Annotated in this window: 17 protein-coding genes; 9 read left to right on the forward strand and 8 right to left on the reverse strand. The window is 61.8% G+C overall.

Annotation, left to right across the window (positions count from 1 at the left end):
• Positions 1-80: 80 nt before the first annotated feature.
• From IHE46_RS01690 to IHE46_RS01715, 6 genes are all read right to left on the reverse strand, one after another.
• Positions 81-3,173 carry a sulfotransferase gene (locus IHE46_RS01690; protein WP_192162865.1) on the reverse strand — a complete coding sequence of 1,031 codons (3,093 nt, stop codon included), beginning with the start codon at positions 3,171-3,173 and terminating at the stop codon, positions 81-83.
• Positions 3,170-4,585, reverse strand: coding sequence for an ABC transporter ATP-binding protein (locus tag IHE46_RS01695; protein WP_192162866.1), 1,416 nt, complete (start codon positions 4,583-4,585; stop codon positions 3,170-3,172). The genes IHE46_RS01690 and IHE46_RS01695 overlap by 4 nt, the downstream gene beginning before the upstream one ends.
• Positions 4,575-5,411 carry an ABC transporter permease gene (locus tag IHE46_RS01700; protein ID WP_343229972.1) on the reverse strand — a complete coding sequence of 279 codons (837 nt, stop codon included), beginning with the start codon at positions 5,409-5,411 and terminating at the stop codon, positions 4,575-4,577. The genes IHE46_RS01695 and IHE46_RS01700 overlap by 11 nt, the downstream gene beginning before the upstream one ends.
• Before the next feature lie 18 nt (positions 5,412-5,429).
• Positions 5,430-6,596 carry a PLP-dependent aspartate aminotransferase family protein gene (locus IHE46_RS01705; protein WP_192162867.1) on the reverse strand — a complete coding sequence of 389 codons (1,167 nt, stop codon included), beginning with the start codon at positions 6,594-6,596 and terminating at the stop codon, positions 5,430-5,432.
• 311 nt (positions 6,597-6,907) lie between these two features.
• Complete coding sequence (locus IHE46_RS01710; protein ID WP_192162868.1) at positions 6,908-9,115, reverse strand: YfhO family protein; 2,208 nt, start codon at positions 9,113-9,115, stop codon at positions 6,908-6,910.
• A gap of 122 nt (positions 9,116-9,237) precedes the next feature.
• A complete protein-coding gene (locus tag IHE46_RS01715; protein ID WP_192162869.1) occupies positions 9,238-10,203 on the reverse strand; it encodes a glycosyltransferase family 2 protein in 966 nt (321 codons plus the stop codon).
• A 322-nt stretch (positions 10,204-10,525) separates the two neighbouring features.
• On the opposite strand from IHE46_RS01715, the gene rfbB reads away from it, so the two are divergent.
• The 5 genes from rfbB to IHE46_RS01740 are packed head-to-tail and all read left to right on the forward strand — an operon-like array spanning position 10,526 to position 15,415.
• Positions 10,526-11,575, forward strand: coding sequence for a dTDP-glucose 4,6-dehydratase (gene rfbB, locus IHE46_RS01720; protein ID WP_192162870.1), 1,050 nt, complete (start codon positions 10,526-10,528; stop codon positions 11,573-11,575).
• A complete protein-coding gene (gene rfbA, locus IHE46_RS01725) occupies positions 11,572-12,456 on the forward strand; it encodes a glucose-1-phosphate thymidylyltransferase RfbA (protein WP_192162871.1) in 885 nt (294 codons plus the stop codon). The genes rfbB and rfbA overlap by 4 nt, the downstream gene beginning before the upstream one ends.
• Positions 12,453-13,010, forward strand: coding sequence for a dTDP-4-dehydrorhamnose 3,5-epimerase (rfbC, locus tag IHE46_RS01730; RefSeq protein WP_192162872.1), 558 nt, complete (start codon positions 12,453-12,455; stop codon positions 13,008-13,010). Before rfbA ends, rfbC begins: the two co-directional genes overlap by 4 nt.
• Positions 13,007-13,942, forward strand: coding sequence for a dTDP-4-dehydrorhamnose reductase (rfbD, locus tag IHE46_RS01735; RefSeq protein WP_192162873.1), 936 nt, complete (start codon positions 13,007-13,009; stop codon positions 13,940-13,942). The genes rfbC and rfbD overlap by 4 nt, the downstream gene beginning before the upstream one ends.
• 60 nt (positions 13,943-14,002) lie before the next feature.
• Positions 14,003-15,415: a mannose-1-phosphate guanylyltransferase/mannose-6-phosphate isomerase gene (locus tag IHE46_RS01740; protein ID WP_192162874.1), complete on the forward strand. Its 1,413-nt coding sequence runs from the start codon at positions 14,003-14,005 to the stop codon at positions 15,413-15,415.
• A 47-nt stretch (positions 15,416-15,462) separates the two neighbouring features.
• Here the strand turns inward: IHE46_RS01740 and IHE46_RS01745 are convergent, their stop codons facing one another.
• On the reverse strand, positions 15,463-16,239 hold the full coding sequence (locus tag IHE46_RS01745; protein ID WP_192162875.1) for an SURF1 family protein: 777 nt from the start codon (positions 16,237-16,239) through the stop codon (positions 15,463-15,465).
• A 57-nt stretch (positions 16,240-16,296) separates the two neighbouring features.
• The gene (locus IHE46_RS01750; RefSeq protein ID WP_225562716.1) at positions 16,297-17,622 is read right to left on the reverse strand and encodes an MFS transporter; all 1,326 of its coding nucleotides are present in this window, start codon (positions 17,620-17,622) and stop codon (positions 16,297-16,299) included.
• Positions 17,623-17,859: 237 nt separating this feature from the next.
• Here IHE46_RS01750 and cyoA point away from each other — a divergent pair, with 237 nt between their 5' ends.
• The 4 genes from cyoA to cyoD all read left to right on the forward strand — a co-directional run bounded on the left by cyoA (position 17,860) and on the right by cyoD (position 21,907).
• Positions 17,860-18,846 (forward strand): ubiquinol oxidase subunit II, encoded by a 987-nt coding sequence (gene cyoA, locus IHE46_RS01755; protein WP_192162876.1) that lies wholly within the window; start codon positions 17,860-17,862, stop codon positions 18,844-18,846.
• Between the two features lie 75 nt (positions 18,847-18,921).
• Positions 18,922-20,910: a cytochrome o ubiquinol oxidase subunit I gene (cyoB, locus tag IHE46_RS01760; protein WP_225562756.1), complete on the forward strand. Its 1,989-nt coding sequence runs from the start codon at positions 18,922-18,924 to the stop codon at positions 20,908-20,910.
• Positions 20,911-20,915: 5 nt separating this feature from the next.
• Entirely contained in the window at positions 20,916-21,524 is a 609-nt protein-coding gene (cyoC, locus tag IHE46_RS01765; RefSeq protein WP_225562757.1) for a cytochrome o ubiquinol oxidase subunit III, read from the forward strand.
• Complete coding sequence (gene cyoD, locus IHE46_RS01770) at positions 21,521-21,907, forward strand: cytochrome o ubiquinol oxidase subunit IV (protein ID WP_192162879.1); 387 nt, start codon at positions 21,521-21,523, stop codon at positions 21,905-21,907. Before cyoC ends, cyoD begins: the two co-directional genes overlap by 4 nt.
• Positions 21,908-22,016: the final 109 nt, after the last annotated feature.

A 22,016-nucleotide genomic window follows, 5' to 3' on the forward strand; every position in this document is an offset into this window, starting at 1 on the left:
TCCTCGATTTAAGTCACAGAACGAGTCCATGCGTAACATAGAAACATTCACGCCCTGCATTCACTAGCACTATCGGGTGATCACTTTGCTTGGCGTTTGCGCCATCGATTATGCTTGGCATACCAAGCATCAACCTTTTCACGCATCAGCGCTTCGCTTTTGGAAATAAGCGCCGAATAGATAGTGTTCTGCCCACCCCAGAGCGTGGAATGTAGATCCTCCTTGTGTCCAACCATGAAAGGGGACGTCGTCATCACACGAAGCCGGCTATGCCGCTCCAGATAGCGGTCAATGGTGTTGGTCGTGACGTCCCGATTACGTTCGTCCCAACCATCGATCAAGTCGTAACATGACGCGTTGTAGACATTGAAGACCATGCTTATCAGGCGATCGATCAATATCAGCTCCCTCTCGCCGACACGCTCCGCGGCAATCACGCGCGTATCCTCATGTAGATCGGCGAGTACACCGGAAAAAACATCCCAGCGTAACGGGTCTTTCGACAGGATTTCCCACACCTGCGCCCATATCCTTTCGAAACCTTCTGGAAACTCCACATCGTCTTCGCATATGACCATCGAGGGCGCGCCACATTGACGCGCCAGGCGCAGGATGTATTTGTAACTCATGGCTGCGCCCAGCCAACCCTTTTCGTGACGCAGCCCCGGAAAGCGCTGGAAGCCGTAACGGTTATCGCGATCGAAACTTGCTGAGCGATCCACGTATTCGGGCAGGTTGAGACATAACCGCTCGCATTCCAATGGGTACGCCGAGCCCACCAACTGCCAGAAATCCTCGAAGCCAATGTTGTCAGTGGCCAGCAGGAACCGGTAGAAGAAGTAGTCGAACCGGTTGAACATCAACGCCATGCGAGCTGCGTTCCCTGCCAACTTCTCCTGCCGCAGGTCCTCATGCTCAAGCCAGTACCGCACGCGATTCGCCATGCCGACGAAATCGCCTTCGTCAACAAAATCCACCAGCGGCAGTAATTCCTCGTGCCGCGGCATGTCTGAAGCCCCCTCCGACACCACCAGCCGCCCCAGCGACAGGCACTCCCACAAGCGCGTCGATTCCAGCAGCGCACCCGGGTAGTAATGGATGTTCACGATGACCTTGGCCTTGCGCAGCTCGTTGAGCATGTCCTGGCCAAAAAGGTTGCTGACTACCTTGACCTTGCACACCTTCTCCAGCTCATGGATACAGGCACGACGTCTCTCATTGTTGATGTCGCCATAGAAAAGTACGTCGTAACACTCATCTACCAGCGGCAGCTCACGCCCATAATCCGGCAGATAGCTGATCGGCAAATAGTAGAACTGCTTCGAATAGAGGCCCATCGATACCAGTTTTGCGATGTTCTCGATCGAGTAATCGAAAACGGCATACGAGTTTTCCAGGCGATTGACGTATTCCTTGGTGAACCAGCGCGAGCTGACCGACTGCTCCATCTGGAAGGAAACATACAACCCAGGCATGCTGTCGAACATCTGTGGGCAAATCACGAAGTGAGGAACGTTCGCATACCCACCGACCGGCCGCTCATGGATGATGCTGCTGGCGATGCCCACGCGTTCGAGCGCATGCGCAATGGCCTCGGCCACAAAGCGGCAATGCAGGGTGCTCAGGATCACCACGGGCACGTCGCCCGCAATGCGCAGGTTGAATACGCAAGCGAGCAAACCACCGCCCGGGGTTGGCGAGGGACCGCCTCGGCGCATGAAACGTAGCATCTGGCGCAATGCACCCCATGGACCGAGCTGCTTGGCCAATACCCAATAGCGGCTACGCGCCTGACCATCCGATAGCACCCGCCACGCGGAAGACGCCGCGCGGCGCATCCCGCGTGCGGCACGGCGCGCCGATGTACTCGTCATACGCAACAACGCCGTGGATCGCCAGGAATGGGAGGACAACATCTGCCTGATTTGCTCGTCCCGCTCGGCGATCAGCGCGTTCAATTGACCGATATGCGATTCCAGGTCGCCCGTTCGCGCATTGGCAACCTGGCGCTGCTCCTCCACGGATTGAATCCGGGCACCGAGCTGTTCGATCTCGCGGTTTTTGTAGTCGACGAGCAGGCTGCTCGCCTCCAGCGCCATTTTCATGGATTGCCGAAGCTCATCTTGTTGGCGCGCAGCATCGGCCAATCGTTGTTCGGCCCCCTGCCATCGGGCTTCTGCCTCTGTCAACCGGTGTTGTGCCGTCTCCCCTTCTCCCTGCAGACGCTCGACCTCGGCCTGATAAGCCATCTTGGCCCGTTCCGTTTCGACCAGTTGTCCCATTACCCGCTCCGTGAGTGATGCTGGTTGCAAATCCGCAATGATCGGTTCTGCGAACGCAAAGCGCGCCAGCGCCTCCTGCAATGTCGTTTCAAGGCCGCCCCAGTCATGGGCATCGCATACCAAAGTCCGTGCCTCACCATGGACTTCGAGCAGCATGTTGCGCCATGCTACGGGCAGCAAATCCCGGGCTACCGTTGCATGTTGATGCTGCAGATCATTCTGCAAATGGGCCCCAACCTCCGCTGCACACTCCGACGACAGCTTGGGCCATGCCACCCCTAGATTGGCGGCAATGCGATCCATGCACGACTTCCAGTTCCCCAGAAGCTCGTCATAATCGATGGCGCACCGGCGCAGGCCATGCGCTGCATGCACGGGCTCGGCCAGATGCCGCAGCCACAACAACGACCCTGTCGCCGCCGACAGCCCATTGCGCCGCATCAGCGAACCGACGACCTCTCCCGGATCGCGCAAGGCAAAGATCAGCTTGGGCTCGATACGCAAGGAAGCAAGGGCGCGAAGCCAGAGAGGCAGCAATCGGCAAAGACGCGGATCTTTGACCGCCCAAAGTCCGGACGCGCCGAACTCCACCTCCAGGAGTGCAACAAGCTCATCAAGAAAGCCACCGGCAATTGCCATCTCAAGCCAGTCACCACGCAGCTCGCGCGGGTCGTCCCAACTCGAATCCAGCACGGCAAGCAATCGCTCGTGGAAATCCACTATTCGCCGGTTCTCCCAGAAGCCAGCCTGGTTGTCAGCTGCTGCATCCAGCAAATCTCCTCCAAGGGCCACGCCATGCAGATTGAGCACTCTGGTCAGCGCCGAGGTGCCGCTGCGGTGCATCCCGACGACCAGTAACGCCTGCCCGCCATCGCGACGCCCCTGCGTCATGCACGCGCCTCGCTGCCGCTCGCCACAGCGACTTCTGAACTCACACAGAAATCGATCACGCCCGTGGCTAGACGCTCCGGCTGGGGCATGACGCGGAACATGGCCGCGTCGATCAACCTGTCGATGTAGGTTTCCTCCTCCGCAATGTGCGCGAGCACACCCGCATTGCAGAAATAGGTCCCTCCATCGAGCAGGCAACGAAAGCGGAAACGCACCTCGATGGTCTGCCCCGCCTCGACCAACGGCAACGAATCCTGCGGCAGGCTGCTCGCGGCGCCACCAAGTTCAACCCCCGTCAAGGTCTTGATCAGCATACCGAAGCGCACGCCTACCGCATTTTCCTGGAAGCTCACCCGGTACACGTAGACGTAATCGTCGCCTGCGCGCAGCACGTTCACCCTGCGTCCATCCGGTGTCTCGACGCAAGGCATGGAGATGGTGGCACCCCGCTTGTCGTAACGCACGGTGCTCTGGGGAACCAGCCCCTCGTCGAACCAGCCTTGTGAAAGGCCGGTCGCGCACGGACTCGGCAACGCCGTTGCCGAGGCTACCAGCCGCTCGTCATCCTGATTGACCGACGACATGCTGAGCACAGGCTTGGCAGTGGGGACGCCTCCATCATCGCGATCATTGCGGATCTCGTCCCTGATCGCGTCGATGCGACCCGGTGGGGCATACAGCATCTTGTGGTAGCGCGAGACCACGAACTTCGGCGAGCCATCCAGAAGCAGCTCCCCGCGATCCAGCAGCACCGCCCGATCGCACAACTGGGTGACGATACCCGCGGAATGCGAGACAAACAGCACCGTGGCGCCATCGTCACGGATGCGATTGATACGCGCAAAACACTTGCGCTGAAAAGCTTCGTCCCCCACCGACAATGCCTCGTCCACCACGAGGATATCCGGCGTCACGTTGATAGCAACGGCAAACGCAAGGCGCACATACATGCCACTGGAATAGTTTTTCACCGGCTGATCGATGAACTCGCCGATATCGGCGAACGCGGCAATATCGTCAAAACGTTCCTGTACTTGCTGTCGCGTCAGGCCCAGCACCGTGCCATACAGGAACACGTTCTCGCGACCGGTAAACTCCGGATTGAACCCAGAGCCCAGCTCCAGCAAAGCCGCGATGCGGCCATCGACCCGTACTTCGCCGGATGACGGCGTCAAGGTGCCGCAGATAACCTGCAACAAGGTGGACTTGCCGGAACCATTGCGCCCCACTACGCCCAACGTTTCGCCCTTTCGAATCGTCAAGCTGATGTTCTTGAGCGCCTGGAACTGCCTGAACCAGCGCTGCTTGTGCGCCTGTGGCGACAGCATCTGGTAGAGGCGGTGCATGGGCTTTTCATAGATCGGGAACGATTTGTTCAGCCCATCCAGACGGATGATCGGATCAGACGACATCGGCGAATCCCCGTCGCGTCAAGCGGAACACGCTATAGCCCAAATACACCGCGACCAGCGAAATCACCGTATAAATGCCCAGGCCAGTCCAGTCGGGAAGCTCGCCCCACAAGGCGACGGCACGCGCCTGATCGATGATGAAAGTGAGCGGATTCACGAGCAAAAGCCAACGATATTGTTGCGGCAACGAGTCAATCGGGAACAATGCCGTGGACAGGAACAACAACGCCGTTGTCAGCACCCCCGTGATCTGCCCGATGTCGCGAAAATAGACACCAATGGCTGCAAGAAACCATGCAACGCCCAGCGCAAGCAGCACGAGCGGCAGCATCACCAAGGGCATGAAGATCGTGGTCCAGGCCAAGGTGTGGTCAAAATAGGCATGCAATGCCAGAAACACGATGATGTTCATCAAGGCATGAAACAGCGCCGAGGCCACCATGGGCCAAGGCAGTATCTCCAGCGGAAATATGACCTTTTTCACGAAATTCACATTGCCCGTCACCAAGTACGGGGAACGGTTTATGCATTCCGCAAAAAAACCATGGACGATGAGGCCCATGAACAAAATCACCGAATAATTGGCAGGTCCGTGATTGCCTTGCGGCCAACGCGCCTTCATGACGAAACCGAAGGAAAACGAATACACCATTAGCATCAAGAACGGACTGATCAGCGACCACAGCAGTCCGAAACTGGCTCCCCGATAGCGGCCAAGCACATCGCGCTTGGCCAGCTCGATGGTCAAGGAGCGATGGCGGGTCAGGGCGCTGAATGGGCCAGGCGTCGGTAGTGCCCCCGTTGCGGCAGGAAGTCCCATGTTCATGCGCTCCATTTCGCCAACTTAACCAAGTGCCACCGCCAACTCATCGCGTAGATCCCGCACGTCCTCCACACCCACCGACAGCCGCACCAGTCCATCGCTGATCCCCAGTCGTTTGCGGTTGACTGCCGGCACAGAGGCGTGGGTCATGATGGCCGGGTGCTCGATCAGGCTTTCCACACCGCCCAGCGATTCGGCCAGCGCGAACAGTTCGCAGCGCTCCAGCATGCGTCGCGCCTTCTTCAGCCCCCCCTTGACCTCGATGCTGATGATGCCGCCGAAGCCTTGCATCTGGCGCTTGGCCAGCGCGTGTTGCGGGTGGCTCTTGAGGCCCGGGTAAATCACGCGCTCGACGGCCGGATGCTTTTCCAGCCAGGTCGCCAGCTCCAGCGCACTGACACAGTGCTGGCGCATGCGCAGATGCAGCGTCTTCAGGCCACGCATGGCCAGGAAGGCGTCGAACGGGCCGGCCACCGCACCCACCGAGTTCTGCAGGAAGGCCATACGTTCGGCCAGCTCCGCGTTGGCCGCCACCACGATGCCACCAACCATGTCAGAGTGGCCATTGAGGTATTTGGTAGCCGAATGCAGCACCAGGTCCGCACCAAGTTCCAGCGGCCGCTGCACCATCGGCGAACAAAAGGTGTTGTCCACCACCAGGGTCAAACCATGCTTCCTCGCGAACGCAGCGACCTTTGCCAGGTCGACCAGCTTGAGCATCGGATTGGTGGGCGTTTCCGCCCATATCATCCGCGTATTCGGCCTCAGCGCCGCTTTCAGCGCTGTGCCATCGTTGAGGTCGATGAAGCTGAAATCCAGCCCTGCCGAACGCCGGCGAACCCGCTCGAACAGGCGGTAGCTGCCACCGTAGAGGTCATCCATCGCGATCACGTGGCTGCCGGAATCCAGCAGATCCAGCGTAGTGGCTGCCGCGGCCAGGCCCGAGGCAAAAGCAAACCCGGCCACGCCGCCTTCGAGATCCGCCACGCAGCGCTCGTAGGCCATGCGCGTGGGATTTTGCGTGCGCGAGTACTCGTAGCCCTTGTGCTTGCCAGGGCTTTCCTGCACATAGGTGGACGTGGCGTAGATCGGCGTCATGATCGCGCCGGTCGAGGGATCGGGGTGCTGGCCGGCGTGGATGGCACGGGTACCGAGTCCGAGGCTTGCGACAGGCGTCTTCTTGGGCATGTTGGGAACCGTGCTGGGCGGTTCGCCGAAATCGGCCACCGCAGTGTCAGGGATCGTGCATTGTACCTACGCCACCTCTGCTTGCCTTAACGAAGAGATGTGCACAAGCCCAAGAACTCGCGACTAGAGGTACAGCTAGATCCTATGGTGATAAAGGGGGCGAATGGCGAAAACTAGCCGGACCGCACGTCCGCTACAAAAGATGGTGACTCGCTTCGAGTTACGCCAGCCACTTGTTGTACCAACCACTTGATTCGAACTGATTATCTACAGATAAGTCTTCAGACCACAGAACAAGAGCCTCCACGGATTCAGCGCCGGGCCAGAGCATCCGAAATCATGAGCATCGGGTGAAAGGCAAATATCAGCTGGTGGGTTCCAGCAGGTACGCAAACCGCGCGAAAGAGAACGTTGGCGCGATGGATCGGCACATTTTTCCCGTCAATTGATGCGCGCCACCCCGGCGCATCCAAATCGCCGAGGACAATCCAGCCCGGGCTATCAGCCCGCGTAGTGATGGTGGTTTTTGTGAGCGTGGCATACGCCATGACTGCAGCTTTGCCACTGCAGGCCGAAACCTTGGCACCCTCTGCATCACGCTCGTCCCTAGGTGTCAGCCACATCACATCACGAAAATCAGTTGCGTTGAATGCAGCGGGATCAGGCACCTCATTGATACGGAGCTGTATCACCTTGCGTGGGGTCAATACACGAGGGTAAGCGCCATCGTTGCGCCAAATGTCCACATCACCGTCGCTATAGACATGCGCGTAATCCGATGGTGGCGACCAAGCCGGGACATCCTTGCGGTGTCCAACGACTACAAGGCGCACGCTCAGCAACCGATCAAGCGTGTACGTCGGAGCTGCGTTTAACGGATTCTCGGGATTGGGATCATTGCTGCTTTGGCGCGGCTTGTATAATTCTGCATACGTGTCCAATCGAAGCGGATTGTAGCCCTGCGTCGATGCGACTCCGAGCAGCATCCCGCCGTTGTCCCATACGGGATCAGCGGCATGCGTGGTGAATCGATACGAAAGACCCCCATCCACGTCATCGAGATGGCTTGTTAAATATCTGGCCGAGGGCCGCGCGTGGAAACGACTTACGTGTGATATGTCCGTTTCATTGAAATGTCCATTGAGGTTGTAACAGGCGTAGTCCACAGCCAGCACCAGAGACAGCCACACTGCCACACGCCACACGCCCTGCTTTTTCCACACCCCCCAAAGGGCTACCACAGCCGCCGCAGCAGCAAGCAGCGGCAATCCGTGTGGATCGTGCATTTGTACCGCGGCAAGCGCCAGCCAAATCGCAGCCACTGCAAGAATAACCACTGGCTCGCGACGAGATTGTAGATTGAGTTGGCTGGCGCAGATACCGACTCCAATCGCAAAGACATAATTGACGAGATAGGCTGCATCTGCCGGCCGCCTGAAGTGCGTCAAACCAGGAAGCCATGAATAAAGCCACGGATAGAATCGCGTGTGAATACCCATCATGTATAACGTGGAAAAAACACCGACCACGGCAAAAAATGCCAGCGGACCACGATTTACAGGTTGCTGCCAAGCCCGCCAGAGCAGGGCAAGCATCAGCAACGGGATGATACCGATGTACATGTACGACTCGATAAAGTCGACTGGCCCCGTAAAACCGCCACCTTGGAATGTGTGATACACGTTCGGAGCCAACATGATCAGGAAGGCACGCAAATCCAGCGAAGCCCCTCCCGCGGCATCCAGAGGTACGGCGGTGCGATTGGATATCGCCATGAAAGCCGAGCTGAACAGCAGTTGCGGCACGGCAATGACGGCAGCGATACCTCCAGCCAAAACCATACCAACAAGCCAGCACAACCGATCTTTCTTAGTGTAGGCAGCCCACCGTGCCGACGTACCAACGATTGCGTAGGCGACGAACATCAGGACAAACAGATAAGTGACCTGCACCAGGTTCGCAGCCATGACACCCGCAGCGATACCAACTAGACAGCCGCCGCGCAAGGTCGGCGACGCAAGAAAGCACTGCAGGGACAACATAACCACGGGGACATACGCATACGCCACCACAATTGGCGTATGTTCCAGGCGGGAGGCGGCGACACCTCCTGCCATGAAAACCATGGCACCAAGCAGAGCCCCCACTGCATTGGCACGATACCGGCGCAGAACACCAAGCATGGCAGCGCCGCCCATCAGCAAATGCAGCAAGACACCCCAATCGAACCACACGGGCCCTGGCGATTTCTTCAACAGCATCCATGCCATCAACAACGGCGAAAACATCATCCCTTGCGGATCGGCGATGGCCGGCGTCCCGCTATAGATATATGGATTCCACCATGGAGCAAGGCCCAGCCTGAGGCTATGGGCGTTGAAATAGACGGTCGGATAGAATTCGTCGATGGCATCCCAAGGCAGCGCCCTGTAACCGAGCAAAACGGTGGCGTTCAATGCGAACCAAATGACGCAAAGAACGAAGAACAATCGACGGTAAGATAATGTTTCGGTATTCAAGCGCTTCTCATTGAATTCGTGTCGAAGCCGGCGTCGTTCAATCTTCGCAGGCTGGATGCATCAATTGGCTGTGTTATTGCCTTCGCGCGCGATCGGTCTGAACTCGATCGGTACGAGCCCCGTCACGATTTTTCTGGCTTCTGGAAAACATGCCTGATGACGTATACGGGCCTGCGCTTGGATTCAATGTAGATACGTCCGATGTATTCGCCGATGACCCCAATGCCAATCAACTGGATACCCCCCAGGAAAAGCACGGCCGTTATGATAGATGCGTAGCCGGGAAGATCTCGGCCATGTACAACGGTTCTGGCCACCAGGTATATGGCATACAGCATCGACACCAATGCACTCACTGTGCCGAGGTATGTCCAGACACGCAAAGGCAAGGTGCTGAAGCTGGTGACGCCTTCAAGCGCGAAATTCCACAACCGCCAACCCGAAAATTTCGTTTTTCCGGCCACGCGTGGCTGCCTGACGTAATCCACATAGGTCTGGGTGAAGCCTACCCAGGCAAACAACCCCTTCATGAAGCGTCGACTCTCCGGCAATCGCTTCAATTCGTCCACTACCTGGCGCGCCATGAGCCTGAAATCGCCGGCATTTTCGGGAATCTTGACGTCAGCTATCGCATTGTGGAAACGGTAAAACAGAGCCGCGGTCAACCGTTTCGCATAGGTATCGCTGCTGCGCTCGATGCGACGGGCGATGACGACATCGAACCCCTCCTGCCACTTTCGCACGAGTTCGGGTATCAACTCCGGCGGATCTTGTAGGTCCGCGTCGAACGGAATCACGGCATCACCTTTCGCAATGTCGATTCCGGCAGTCATCGCGGCCTCCTTGCCGAAGTTGCGCGACAGGTCGACAACCCTGATCCGCGAATCCGTGTGCGCTGCGGCGCACAGCAGCGCGAGCGTATCGTCCTTGCTGCCATCGTTCACACAGACAATTTCGTAGTCGACGCGCTCGATCGATGCCAATACCGGAGGAACCGCGTGAAAGAAATCCTCGATGACGGCGGACTCGTTGTAAAAGGGCACAACCAATGAAATCAGCCGCGTTGAATGCCGTGCTTGTGCTTCCATGAAAACTCCCAGATTTACCTGCCGCGACCCGACCACTCGACCGGGGCGGCACAACAGCAGCCCTCTGCCAGCCTCGCCCCCGCCTCCCATGCTCGATACACCACTCACCCAGCACCGCGCACACCCCAAATCACCCCACTCTCCGCGCCCCAGAAAACCATGATGGACCATGAGGCCAAGCGCGGGCGAACGATGCAGCATTGTACTTGCATGGGGCGCCTCCCTTAACAACACACTGCTATCGGGGCTATGCACGTCCCCGGATGTCGACAGCCTCGTGCGACAATTGGCTCTCTACCAGTCACACGGACCACGTGCCTCCATGGAAACCCTCCTCGTCACCGGCGGCGCCGGTTTCATCGGCGCGAATTTCGTGCTGCAGGCGGTGGCCGACGGCCTCACCGTAGTGAATCTCGACAAGCTCACCTACGCTGGCAACCTCGACACGCTGACCTCGCTCGAAGGCAACAACCGCCATGTTTTTGTGCAGGGCGACATCGGCGACCGCAACCTGGTGGCCACCCTGCTTGCAGAGCACAAGCCTGATGCCATCGTGAATTTCGCCGCCGAGTCGCACGTGGACCGCTCCATCGACGGCCCTGCCGAGTTCGTGCAGACCAACGTGGTGGGGACGCTGGGCCTGCTGGAATGCGCCCGCGACTACTGGCGCAGTCTTGAGGGAGACACGCGCGAAAATTTCCGCTTCCTACATGTCTCCACCGACGAGGTCTACGGCTCGCTGGGCGAGACCGGCATGTTCACCGAGACTACGCCCTACGCTCCGAATTCGCCCTATTCCGCGTCGAAGGCCGCCTCTGACCATCTGGTGCGCGCCTTCCACCACACCTACGGCTTGCCGGTGCTCACCACCAACTGCTCGAACAACTACGGGCCGTTCCAGTTCCCCGAGAAGTTGATCCCGCTGGTGACCGCCAAGGCGCTGGCCGGCGAGGCGCTGCCGGTGTACGGCGACGGCCTGAACATCCGCGACTGGCTGTTCGTGGGCGACCACTGCAGCGCGATCCGCCGCGTGCTGGAAGCCGGCCGCGTCGGCGAAACCTACAACGTAGGCGGCAACGCCGAACGCACCAATATCACCGTGGTCAAGACGATCTGCGCCCTGCTGGACGAGCGTCGCCCGCTGGCCGATGGCCGCAAGCGCGAGTCGCTCATCACCTACGTGAAGGACCGCCCCGGCCACGACCGCCGCTACGCCATCGATTCCTCCAAGCTGCAGCGCGAGCTGGGTTGGAAACCTTCGCAGACCTTCGAGAGCGGCATCGCCGCTACCGTCGACTGGTACCTTGCGAACCAGCCATGGGTACAGCGCGTGCTGGACGGCAGCTACCGCATGGAGAGGCTAGGCCAATGACCACCAAGGGCATCATCCTCGCCGGCGGCTCCGGCACCCGCCTGCATCCGATCACCCGTGCAGTGAGCAAGCAGCTGCTGCCGGTGTACGACAAGCCAATGATCTATTACCCGCTGGCCACGCTGATGCTGGCCGGCATCCGCGAGATCCTGGTCATCAACACGCCGCACGAGCAGGCCATGTTCCAGCGCCTGCTGGGTGATGGCTCGCAATGGGGCATCGATATCCAATATGCGGTGCAGCCCTCGCCAGACGGCCTGGCACAGGCTTTCACCATCGGCCGCGAGTTCGTCAATGGCCAGCCGAGCTGCCTGGTGCTGGGCGACAACATCTTCTACGGCCACGGTTTCACCAAGCGGCTGACGCGCGCCGCTTCGCGCGAGCATGGCGCCACCGTATTCGGCTACTGGGTGAAGGACCCGGAACGCTACGGCGTGGCCGAGTTCGATGCCGCAGGCAAGGTCGTCGGACTGGAAGAAAAGCCAGCAAAGCCGAAGTCGCACTACGCCGTCACCGGCCTGTATTTCTATGACGGCCGCGTCTGTGACTACGCCGCATCGCTCAAGCCGTCCCCGCGCGGCGAATTGGAAATCACCGACCTCAACCGCTGCTACCTCGACGACGGCTCGCTGCATCTGGAGCAGCTCGGCCGTGGCTTCGCTTGGCTGGACACCGGCACGCACGAGTCGCTGATGGAAGCGGGCAACTACATCCAGACCATCGAGAACCGCCAAGGCCTCAAGGTCTGCTGCCCCGAGGAGATCGCCTTCCTCAACGGCTGGATCAACACGGAGCAGCTGCTGGCATTGGCCGCACCCTTGGCCAAGACCGGCTACGGCCAGTATCTGCAACAAGTCGCAAAGGAGGGCGTGGCCCGATGAAGGTGATCGAGACGCGCCTGCCGGGCGCCGTGGTGATCGAACCGCAGGTGTTCGGCGACACGCGTGGCTTCTTCTACGAGAGCTACAACGAGGCCAAGTACCGCGAAGCCGGCATCGACCGCCGCTTTGTGCAATCCAACGTGTCGCGCTCCGCGCGCGGCGTGCTGCGCGGCCTGCATTATCAGTGGCCGAACCCGCAAGGCAAGTTGGTCAGCGTGCTGGAAGGCGAGGTGTACGACGTGGCGGTGGACATCCGCCATGGCTCACCCACCTTCGGCCAGTGCGCCGGCGTGATGCTCACCGCGGAGAACCACCGCCACTTCTGGATACCGGAAGGTTTCGCGCACGGCTTCTGCGTGGTTTCCGAATTCGCCACCTTCGCCTACCAGTGCACTGCGCTATACGACGCCAAGGCCGATGCCGGCATCCGTTGGAACGATGCGGCGCTGGGCATCGACTGGCCGATAGGCGAACCGTTGCTTTCCGATAAGGATGGCAAGGCGCCGTTACTGGCCGACGTACCCGCCGATCGACTGCCGACGTATACGGCATGAAGATCCTGCTATTGGGCGCCAACGGTCAGCTGGGCCGCAGTTTCATTGAGGACGGTGGTCTCGCCGCGCGCGGCGCACTGGTCGCCGCCACTCGTGACGGACAGCGTTACGACGGCACCAGTATCGAAATCGCCGACCTTGCCGCACCGGACAGCCTGCCCGCCCTGCTCGACCGCGTGCGCCCCGACGTGATCGTCAACGCCGCCGCCTACACGGCCGTGGATCGCGCCGAGCAGGAAGAGGCCTTGGCAACCCGCGTCAATGGCGAGGCGGTCGGCATACTGGGCCGCTGGGCCGCCACGCATGGCGCGCTGGTGGTCCACTATTCCACTGACTACGTGTTCGACGGGGCAGCCGCTGCACCCTACCCGGTCGATGCGCCCACCGCGCCGCTCGGCGCCTACGGTCGCAGCAAGCTGGCGGGCGAGCAGACGCTGCGTGACAGCGGCGCCGCACATTTCATCTTCCGTACCGCATGGGTGTACGCGCCGCACGGCCACAATTTCCTGCGCACCATGCTGCGCGTGGGTGCCGAGCGCGACGAGTTGCGAGTGGTGGCCGATCAGTTGGGCGCACCTACCAGCACCGCACTGATCGTGGCCGGCACGCTGGCCGCACTGGATGCGTGGCAAGCCGCGGATGCCGGACAACGTCAAGCATTCATCGGCACGCACCACCTCGTCGCCAGCGGCCATACCAGCTGGCATGGCTTTGCCAACGCGATCTTCGCCGGTGCCGTGGAACGCGGCCTGATCGCCCGTGCACCACACGTGGCTGCCATCGGCACCTCCGATTACCCCACGCCGGCGCAGAGACCCGCCTGGTCGGTGCTGGACAACGCAGGGTTTCAGCAGGGCTTCGGCTATGCTCTTGGCGATTGGCAGACCGGCCTGGACGACGTGCTGGATGTGCTCGCGCGCGAGCGCGCCTGACACATCCAACAACCAGGCCGCGATGCCGCAGGCAAACGCACACTTGCAGGCTGATGCACCATGCTCATTCCCCTGATCCTCAGCGGCGGCAGCGGCACCCGGTTATGGCCCGTCTCGCGCAGGAACCTGCCCAAGCAGTTCCTGTCGCTGACCGGCCACGGCACGCTGTTCCAGCAGACCGTCGAACGCACGCGCTCCTTGCCCGAGATCGCCGCGCCCATCGTGGTGGCCAGCGAGGATCACCGTTTCCTCGCTGCGGAGCAGTTGCAGGAGGCTGGTGTCGAAGGCGCCGCCATCGTGCTGGAACCGCTGGCACGCAACACCGCGCCGGCGATCGCGCTGGGAGCGCTGGAAGCGCTGAAGCGCGACCCGGATGCATTGCTGCTGGTACTGCCGGCAGATCATCTGATCGGCGATACCGATACCTTCACCGCCGCGGTCGCACAGGCGCTCCCGCTGGCGAAGCAGGGCTGGCTGGCCACCTTCGGCATCCGACCTGATCGCGCGGAGACCGGCTTCGGCTACATCCGCCGCGGCGAGGCGCTGGGCAATGCCACGTTCCAGGTCGAACGCTTCGTGGAGAAGCCCGACCTCGCTACCGCCGAACGCTATCTCGCCGACGGCGGCTACGACTGGAATTCCGGCATGTTCCTGTTCCGCGCCGACCGCTACCTGGAAGAGCTCGGCCAGCACGCGCCCGCGATGCTGGCCGCCGTGCGCGCCGCGCACGCCGCCGCGCACGCCGACCTCGACTTCGTGCGCGTGGACAGGGAAGCCTTCGCCAAGGTGCCGGAAGATTCCATCGACTACGCCGTGATGGAAAAGACCGCACGCGCCGCGGTGGTGCCCGTCTCCTGCGGCTGGAGCGACATCGGCTCCTGGTCGGCGCTGTGGCTGGCCGGCGAACGCGACGCGGATGGCAACCTGCGCGAGGGCGACACGCTCACCGTGAACACGCGCAACTCGCTGCTGCGTTCGCATGGCCGCCATCTCGTGGCCGCCGTGGGCGTGGAGGATCTGGTCGTGGTCACCACGCCCGACGCCACCCTCGTCGCGCATCGCGACGCCGCGCAGGACGTGAAGAAGATCGTCGACCAGCTCAAGGCCGGCGGCCGCAGCGAACATTCCTTCCATCGCGTGGTGCATCGCCCCTGGGGCAGCTACGACTCGCTGGAAGCAGGCGAACGCTTCCAGGTGAAGCGCATCGTGGTGAAGCCCGGCGCCAGCCTCAGCCTGCAGATGCACCACCATCGTGCCGAACACTGGATCGTGGTCTCCGGCACCGCCGAGGTCACCTGCGACAACAAGGTGTTCCTGCTCGGGGAAAACCAGAGCACCTACATCCCGCTGGGCAGCACGCACCGCCTGCGCAACCCCGGCAAGGTGCCGGTGGAACTGATCGAAGTGCAGTCGGGCAGCTATCTTGGCGAGGACGACATCGTGCGCTACGACGACGTGTACGGGCGAGCGTAGGAAACGCCTCCGCTCCCCTCCTCAGGCGCTGGCCAGGTAGCAGCCCGCTACCGCCGTGATTTCAGTCGCTTGCGCAGCCGGTACTCGTCGCGCGCCACGTAACCTGCTGCACCCAGCACCATCAGCGCCAGCAAGTACCAGGTGATCAGGTAATTGAGGTGATGGTTGGGAAACTGGACCACCGTCAGGCCGCCACGCGGCCATGCCGATGCGTCCGCACCTGCATCCGCATCCACGAAGTACGGCGCCACGTTGGCCAGGCCGCGTGCCTTGGCGATGACCGGCACGTCGCGGGTGTACCAGGTATCGGTGGCGGCATCGTTGTGGGGAATCCAGCCGGAGGGTTCGCTGATGCGCAGCAGCCCCGTCACCGTGACTTCGCCGCTCGGCGCGGCAGGGCAATCGCCCTTGAAGTTGCACCAGCCCTCCGGCGCGAAACCGCGGTTCACCAGGACGATGCTGCCGTCATCGCGGCGCAACGGCGCGAGTATCCAGTAGCCGCTGCCGGCGGCGGTAGCGGTCCATACCCGCACCTGGCGTCCGGGCAGCCATGTGCCGGTGAGCAGCACATGGCGGTAGGCGTCATCGGCTTCGGTGATGCGTGGCCACTCCGCCGGCCCGGGCGCAGGTACCGGCGGCGCATGCACGCGCTCGTCGACGTGCGCGATCAGCGCGGTCTTCCACGCCAGCCGATGCACCTGCCAGGAGCCCAGCGCCACGAAGGCGGAAAACAGCGCGACGCCGAGCAAGGCCAGCAGCGTGAGCGCCACCGGGCCGCGCACGTGGCGTTCGTTGCCTTCGAAGGAAAGAGAGGTGTCAGGCATGGCGCGGCATGATCGCCTGCCGCGTGATGTGCGGCAGGCGATGGACGACATCGTTCGTCAGTCGTTGGGCAGGCCGGATTGGCGGCTGAACCACAAGGCCGCCAGCGTGCCCACGGCACCCGTCAGCAGGTACAGGCCCACGTACGGCACACCCGCATAGATGGCGAGCGACAGCGCAACCAGGGGCGCGAAGCCCGCGCCGATCAGCCAGCCAAAATCCGAAGTGATCATGGCGCCGGAGTAGCGGAATTCCGGAAGGAAGTTCGCGCTCACCGCACCGGCCGCCTGCGCATGCGTGAAACCGAGCAAGGCATAACCGACGATGACGAACAGGTAGCTGTTCACCACGCCGCCCGAAAGCAGCAACGCGGTCCAGCCGCTGTAGACGGCGATCAACACACCGCCCACACCGAGCGTGGTGCGACGGCCGAAGCGGTTCGCCACCTTGCCCGAGATGATCATGCAGGGCATCGCCACGAAGGCGCCGACCACCTGCACCAGCAGGAAGCTGGTCACCGACTGCTGCGTATAGAGCAGCGCCCACGACAGCGCGAAGATGGTCACCAGGTGGAACAGCGCGTAGCTCGCCAACGGAGCGAAGGTGCCCAGGGCGACGTTGCGGCCCTGCTCGCGCATCAGCAGACGCATCGAGGTGGGCTCCAGATCGCGCTCCTTGAGCTGCTCGGCGTAGCGCGGCGCGACCACCATGCGCAGGCTGGCGAACAGCGACACCACGTTGATGGCGAACGCCGCGAAGAACGGATAGCGCCAGCCCCAGTCGATGAACTCCTGCGGCGTGAGCGCGGACCAGATGTAGGCGAACAGGGCGGCGGCAAGAATGAAGCCGATCGGATCGGCCAGCTGCGGCAGCATGGCGTACCAGCCGCGCTTGTTCTTCGGCGCCTTGAGCGCGGCCAGCGAAGCCAGGCCGTTCCAGCTGCCACCCAGCGCAAAACCCTGGCCGAAGCGCAATATCGCCAAGGCAAGGATGGCCGCCCAACCCAGCGTCGTGTATCCGGGCAGGAAGGCCGTGCCGGCAGTGGCCATACCAAGCAGGAACAGCGAGATGGTCAGCTTGGCGGCGGCACCGAACTGGCGCTGCAGCACCACGAAAAACATCGAGCCCAGCGGGCGCGCGACGAAGGCCAGCGCAAACAACACGAACGAATAGAACACGCCGTCCATGTGGCTGGCGAACGGGAAGAACACTTCCGGGAACGCCAGCACGCAGCCCAGGCCGAACACGAACAGATCGAAGGACTGGCAGATGCGACCAATCACCACACCGATGGCGAGGTCGCCCGAGGTGAGCTGGTCGTGGGGATTCGCGCCGTGCGCTAGGGAAGCCGGGTGGCCGGCCGACTGGACGTTGCTGATTGACATGGGGATTCCGTGGAAAAGCGCGTGCAACGGGGATTGTCGAACAAAACCGGTGTCGGCGTGGCGGAACGCGGCTGGCCGGCTCCATACGGCCATCCAAATCCCTTCACGGCACCGAACCACACCTGGACGAACCCGTCCAGCCGGGGAAACTCGACGACATAGGGAGTATTATAGGCGCTCCCTGCGGGAGCAGTGTAAGCAGCTCCCCGTTGCCTCCCTACATAGATACATGTGTCCATGACAGTGAAACGCCTCCGCGGCTTGCTGCTGCTCCCTCTCGTGCTGCTTTCGGGCTGTCACCTCGCGCTGCTCGATCCCTCCGGCGACGTCGCCCGCCAGCAAAGCGACATCATGATCGTCACCACGCTGATCACCCTGCTGATCGTGGTGCCGGTGCTGGTCGCCATTGGCATCATCGGCTGGCGCTACCGCGCCTCCAACAAGCAGGCCCATTACGACGCCCATTGGGATCACTCGCCCAGCCTGGAACTGCTGGTGTGGGCCGCGCCGCTGGTCATCATCATCGCCGTCGGCGCCATCAGCTGGATCGGCACCCATCAGGTCGACCCCTACCGCCCGCTCACCCGCGTCGCGCCCGGCCAGCCCGTGGCGGCGGACGTCAAGCCGCTCGAAGTGGACGTGGTGTCGCTGCGCTGGAAGTGGCTGTTCTTCTATCCGCAGTACGGCATCGCCACGGTGAACCAGCTGGCGGCCCCGGTGGACCGGCCGATCCGCTTCAAGCTCACCTCGGACGAAATGATGGATGCGTTCTCCATTCCGGAGCTGGCGGGCATGATCTACACCATGCCCGGCATGCAGACGATGCTGCACGCGGTCATCAACAAGCCCGGGCAGTACCAGGGCTTTTCGGCCAACTACAGCGGCGCCGGCTTCACCGACATGCGCTTCACCTTCGAAGGCATGAGCCCGCAGGACTTCGACAGCTGGATCGCCAAGGCCCGTGCCGCCGGCGGCACACTCGACCTGCAGGCCTACGAGCAGCTGCGCCAGCCGGAGCGCGATGCCGGCACGCATGCCTGGGCCAGTTTCGAGCCCGACCTCTATACGCGCATCCTCGAACGCTGCGTCGACGCCAGCCAGACGTGCATGAGCCAGACCATGTCCGCCGACACCCATGCCGGTGACGCCATGCAGGACATGCCCGGCATGCACGACGACCATGCCGCCAAGCCTGCCGCCATGCAGGCTGCCGAGACGCACTGACCTGCGCACACCGATCTGTTTTCCGGGATCCACACCATGCTTGAACCGACCAACCACCCCGCCGCCAGGAGTTTCCTGTTCGGCCGGCTAACGCTCGACTCGTTGCCGTTCCTGCAACCCGACCTCGAAGGCCGCATCGTCCTCGTCACCCTCTGCGCGGTGATGCTCGGCGGCCTCGCCGTGCTCGGCCTCATCACCAAGAAGCGCCTTTGGGGCTACCTGTGGAACGAGTGGTTCACCAGCGTGGACCATAAGAAGCTCGGCATCATGTACATGATTCTCGGCACGGTGATGCTGCTGCGCGGCTTCGCCGACGCGATCATGATGCGTGCGCAGCAGGCGATCGCCTTCGGCCCGAACATGGGCTACCTGCCGCCCGAGCACTACGACCAGATCTTCACGGCGCACGGCTCGATCATGATCTTCTTCGTGGCGATGGCCTACATCGTGGGGTTGATCAACTACGTGATGCCGCTGCAGATCGGCTCGCGCGACGTGGCGTTCCCGTTCCTCAACAACCTGAGCTTCTGGTTCACGTTCTGGGGCGCGATCACCTTCATGGTGTCGCTGTTCGTGGGCGACTTCTCCACCGCCGGCTGGCTGGGCTATCCGCCCGTCTCCGAGCTGCAGCAGGGCCCCGGCGTCGACTACTACATCTGGGGCCTGCAGCTGTCCGGCGTGGGCACCCTGCTCAGCGGCGTCAACTTCGTGGTCACCATCATCAAGATGCGCGCGCCCGGCATGACGATGATGAAGATGCCGGTGTTCACCTGGACCTCGCTGTGCACCAGCGGCCTGATCATCGCCACCTTCCCGGTACTCACCGCCACCCTGCTCCTGCTCTCGCTGGACCGCTACATCGGCACGCACTTCTTCACCAGCGACTTCGGCGGCAACGTGATGATGTACATCAACCTGATCTGGGTGTGGGGCCACCCGGAGGTGTACATCCTGATCCTGCCGATCTTCGGCATCTACTCGGAGATCGTGCCCACCTTCTCGGGCAAGCCGCTGTTCGGCTACTCGTCGATGGTGTACGCCACCTGCGCGATCATGATCCTGTCGTACCTGGTGTGGCTGCACCACTTCTTCACGATGGGCTCGGGTGCGGACGTCAACTCGTTCTTCTCGCTGACCACGATGATCATCTCCATCCCCACGGGCGTGAAGATCTTCAACTGGCTGTTCACCATGTACCGCGGCCGCGTGCACTTCACCGTGCCGATGCTGTGGACGATGGGTTTCCTGTTCACCTTCACCATCGGCGGCATGACCGGCGTGATGCTGTCGGTGGCGCCGGCGGACTTCCTGCTGCACAACAGCCTGTTCCTGATCGCGCACTTCCACAACGTGATCATCGGCGGCGTGGTGTTCGGCGTGTTCGCGGGCGTCAACTACTGGTTCCCCAAGGCGTTCGGCTTCAAGCTCGACGAGTTCTGGGGCAAGGCCAGCTTCTGGTTCTGGCAGATCGGCTTCTGGCTCGCGTTCGGCCCGCTGTACATCATGGGCCTGATGGGCGTGACCCGCCGCCTGAGCCACTTCGACAACCCGGCGCTGCAGCCGTACTTCATCGTCGCCGGTATCGGTGCCGCGCTGATCGCGCTGGGCATCGGCAGCTTCATCATCCAGATCGGCATCAGCATCCTGCGCCGCAAGCAGTACGCAGTGGGCGGCGATCCGTGGAACGGCCGCACGCTGGAATGGGCCACCTCGTCGCCGCCGCCGGATTACAACTTCGCGTTCGTCCCTAACGTGCACGAGCGCGACGCCTGGATGGACATGAAGAAGCACGGCTACCAGCGCCCGCTGACGGGCTTCAACGACATTCACATGCCGAAGAACACCGCCACGGGCGTGGTCATCGGCGTGCTGTCCTTCGCCTGCTGCTTCGGCCTGGTCTGGTACATCTGGTGGCTGGCCGCGGTGTGCTTCGTCGGCGTCATCGTCGCGAGCATCGCCCACACCTACAACTACCACCGCGACTACCACATCCCCAAGGCTGAGGTGGACTCGTTCGAACACAGCGGCAACTGGCAGGACGCAGCCCAGGGAGCAAACGCATGAGCAGCATGGCTGTCGATACCGCACAGTCGCGATTCCTCTGCCTGAAGGAGCCGCACGCGCACAACGGAACCCTGCTCGGGTTCTGGATCTACCTGATGAGCGACTGCTTCATCTTCGCGTCGCTGTTCGCCTGCTACGCCGTGCTGGGCACCAGCACCGCGGGCGGTCCGACGGCGGCGCAGGTGCTCGACCTGCACGGCCTCGCGATCAACACGGCCCTGCTGCTGGTTTCGTCGGTGACCTTCGGCTTCGCCATGCTGGAAATGGCGCGCAAGAACAAGGGCGCCGTGATGCTGTGGCTGGCCGTGTCCGGCCTGCTGGCGGCGGGCTTCGTGACGCTGGAAATCCACGAGTTCCTCGGCATGATCGCCGACGGCGCCGGCCCCGGCCGCAGCGCCTTCCTGTCCTCGTTCTTCACCCTGGTCGGCACGCACGGCCTGCACGTGTCCGTCGGCATCCTGTGGCTGATCGTGCTGATGACGCAGCTGGGCAAGTTCGGCCTGACCGATGCCAACATCCGGCGCATGCAGTGCCTGAGCATGTTCTGGCACTTCCTCGACCTGGTGTGGGTCGGCGTTTTCAGCTTCGTCTATCTGACAGGTGTGCTGCGATGAGCAACTCCAACGACCACGCTGCGCATGGCCACGAGCACGGCCATGACGAGCACGCAAACCACGGCAGCCTGCGCAGCTACCTGACCGGCTTCGTGCTGGCGAGCATCCTCACTATCATCCCGTTCTGGCTGGTGATGGGCCACGTGTTCCAGAGCCACTGGGTGACCATCACTCTCGTGCTGCTGCTGGCGGTGGTGCAGATCCTGGTGCACGTCGTGTACTTCCTGCACCTCGACACGCGTTCGGAGGGCGGCTGGAACATGCTGTCCTTCGTCTTCACCATCGTGCTGGTGGTGATCGTGCTGGGCGCATCCATCTGGGTGATGTACAACGAAAACGCCAACATGATGCCGATGTCGCCGCAGTATCAGCACAACGAGTGACTTTTGCGATCATCCTTGATCGCGAAGATCACACGGGCAGCCATCCATGGCTGCACTTCTCAGGAAAAAGCCGGCAATAGCCGGCTTTTTCGTTTCTTCGATTTCGATG

The organism is Rhodanobacter sp. DHG33, assembly GCF_014843005.1.
Classification (GTDB): Bacteria; Pseudomonadota; Gammaproteobacteria; order Xanthomonadales; family Rhodanobacteraceae; genus Rhodanobacter_A.